The following is a 2,828-nucleotide window of genomic DNA, read 5'->3' as shown; positions in this document are numbered from 1 at the left end:
GCACCGGCCCGTCGCGTGACACCGGCCCGTCAGGGGCACCGCGGCTCACACCGGCAGCGTCAGCCCCCAGGCGTCCTCCCGGGCCGTCCACGTCCGGGTGCTCACGGGCCCCGACACCAGGGCGTCCGCGCGGTAGCGGAAGTGCGCCCCCGACACCGTCACCGTGTGCCCCTCGGCCAGCAGCGGCGCCGCCTCCGCGCCGACGGACACCGGCCGCACCTCGACCCGGGCGGTCCCGCCGGGGCCGGGGACGACGGAGACGGACTCCACCGGCCGGTGCAGGTCGACCAGCATCCGCCCGTCGACCTCCACCCGCAGCCGGACCGGCCCGCCCTCGGGTGCGGGAGCGGCCCGGGGCGGTCCGACCGGCACCAGGGTCCGCACCAGGGACCGGCAGGTCCGCAGCCACGGGCGCTGCCCCGCCCCGGGGACCCCGTAGGGGCCCTCGGCCTCTGCGGCGCTCCCCTCCCGCACCCGGGCGGCACCGGCCGGCGGGATCCGTACCGCGCCGAGCACCACGCCGTCGCTGTCGTCCACCAGCAGGTTCATCCGCCGCTCGGTGCCGTCCAGCACGGCGCGCGACGCGGCCACCGCCCCCGTGGGTACCCCCAGCGACCGGGCCAGCGACAGCGTGCCCCCGACCGGCACCAGGGACAGCGCGCAGCCGGTCAGCTCGCGCTGCCGGTGCAGCAGCCCCACCGCCCGGGTCAGGGCCCGGTCGTCGCCGACCAGCACCGGGCGCCTCGAACCTCGCCGGGCGAGCGCGCGGGCGAACTCCTCCGGGCCGTCCGGCAGGCACACCTTCGTCGTCGCACCCGCGCTGAGCACGTCCTTCGCGATGCGCACGGACTCGCCGTCGCTGCGGCGGGCGACCGGATCGATGACCACCAGGAGCTGATCGGACGTCGGGGAAGTCGCCACCTCGGCCATGCCTCGCTTCCTCGGGTAGCATCTTTGTGCAAGAGCCCCTTGCGCTGTTGCGCAGGGGCTTCGTCTATTCCGGGGCATACGGTCCGAGGGTTGGCGGCCAACGGTGGTCGCGGTGTGTGCGCGGCGGAGATCTTCCGCGTACGCCCCTGACCCTGGACATGCCCCGCCCGGAAGGGGTGTACGCGCGTGCCCGCACTTGTGCTGCTCGGTGCTCAGTGGGGTGACGAAGGCAAGGGAAAGGCGACGGACCTGCTCGGCGGATCCGTCGACTACGTGGTGCGTTACCAAGGCGGCAACAACGCCGGCCACACGGTGGTCGTGGGCGACCAGAAGTACGCCCTCCACCTGCTCCCTTCCGGAATCCTTTCTCCCGGTTGCACTCCCGTCATCGGCAACGGTGTCGTCGTCGACCCCTCTGTCCTGTTCTCCGAGCTGAGCGGGCTGAACGAGCGCGGCGTCGACACGTCCAAGCTCCTGATCAGCGGCAACGCGCACATCATCACGCCGTACAACGTGACGGTGGACAAGGTGACGGAGCGCTTCCTCGGCAAGCGCAAGATCGGCACCACGGGGCGCGGCATCGGCCCGACCTACGCCGACAAGATCAACCGCATGGGCATCCGGGTCCAGGACCTGTACGACGAGTCGATCCTCACCCAGAAGGTGGAGGCGGCGCTCGACGTCAAGAACCAGATGCTCACCAAGTTCTACAACCGGCGCGCGATCGCCACGGACCAGGTGGTCGGGGAGCTGCTGGGCTACGCCGAGAAGCTGCGCCCGTACGTCGCCGACACGGTCCTGGTCCTCAACCAGGCCCTGGAGCAGGACAAGGTGGTCCTCTTCGAGGGCGGCCAGGGCACCCTGCTCGACATCGACCACGGCACGTACCCCTTCGTCACCTCGTCGAACCCGACCGCGGGCGGCGCCTGCACGGGCGCCGGCGTGGGTCCGACGAAGATCAGCCGGGTCATCGGCATCCTGAAGGCGTACACCACCCGCGTCGGCGCCGGCCCGTTCCCGACGGAACTCTTCGACGAGGACGGCGAGGCCCTGCGCCGCATCGGCGGCGAGCGCGGCGTCACCACCGGCCGCGACCGCCGCTGCGGCTGGTTCGACGCGGTCATCGCCCGCTACGCGACCCGCGTGAACGGCCTGACCGACTTCTTCCTCACCAAGCTCGACGTGCTCACCGGCTGGGAGCAGATCCCGGTCTGCGTGGCCTACGAGATCGACGGCAAGCGCGTCGAGGAGCTCCCGTACTCCCAGACGGACTTCCACCACGCGAAGCCCGTCTACGAGATGCTCCCCGGCTGGTCCGAGGACATCACCGGCGCGAAGTCGTTCTCCGACCTGCCGAAGAACGCCCAGGCGTACGTCAAGGCGCTGGAGGAGATGTCCGGCGCTCCGATCTCCGCGATCGGCGTGGGCCCGGGCCGCGACGAGACGATCCAGATCAACTCGTTCCTGTAGTCCGGTCCCGCCGCACCCCGGCACCCCGACGTCCCGGTGGCCCGCGCAGGGCCGCCGGGACGTTCGCGCGTCCGGGGCGTCCGGGGCGTCCGGGGCGTCCGGAGCATTCGGAGCGTCCAGGGGACCGGGTCCGGAACGGGCCGGCCGCGGCCGGGTCTCAGCTGAAGACGATCATCGAGCCCTGGGCCAGGCTGCGGGTGGCCGCCGCGTGCAGGCCGAGCCAGACGTGGCGTTCGCGGGCGAAGGGACTGGGGTCGTACGGCGCCGGGACGGCGGGCTCCTCCAGCTCGGTCGGCCCCCGCGGGGGCTCCGGCGCGGCCGGCGGGTTCGCGGGGTCGATGCCGAGGGCGGGGGCGACGACCTCCAGTTCCCGCAGCAGCGCGTGGGAGGAGCCCAGCGGGCCGCCGCCCGCGAGGAGTCCGTCGCTG

At 72.9% G+C, this 2,828-nt stretch carries 2 protein-coding genes and 1 pseudogene; 1 reads left to right on the top strand and 2 read right to left on the bottom strand.

Annotated features, from left to right (window positions below):
• Positions 1–45 precede the first annotated feature (45 nt).
• Complete coding sequence (locus AOK18_RS05770) at positions 46–930, bottom strand: diacylglycerol kinase family protein (protein WP_055571369.1); 885 nt, start codon at positions 928–930, stop codon at positions 46–48.
• Between the two features lie 186 nt (positions 931–1,116).
• On the opposite strand from AOK18_RS05770, the gene AOK18_RS05765 reads away from it, so the two are divergent.
• Complete coding sequence (locus AOK18_RS05765) at positions 1,117–2,400, top strand: adenylosuccinate synthase (RefSeq protein ID WP_055571370.1); 1,284 nt, start codon at positions 1,117–1,119, stop codon at positions 2,398–2,400.
• 157 nt (positions 2,401–2,557) lie between these two features.
• Here AOK18_RS05765 and AOK18_RS05760 read toward each other — a convergent pair.
• Positions 2,558–2,828: pseudogene (locus AOK18_RS05760) on the bottom strand (hypothetical protein); the annotation flags it as partial.

Origin of the sequence: Streptomyces prasinopilosus (genome assembly GCF_001419695.1) — a bacterium.
GTDB lineage: Bacteria > Actinomycetota > Actinomycetes > Streptomycetales > Streptomycetaceae > Streptomyces > Streptomyces prasinopilosus.
The sequence above is the reverse complement of the archived record's forward strand: the minus strand, read 5'-3'. Positions and strand labels throughout refer to the sequence as shown.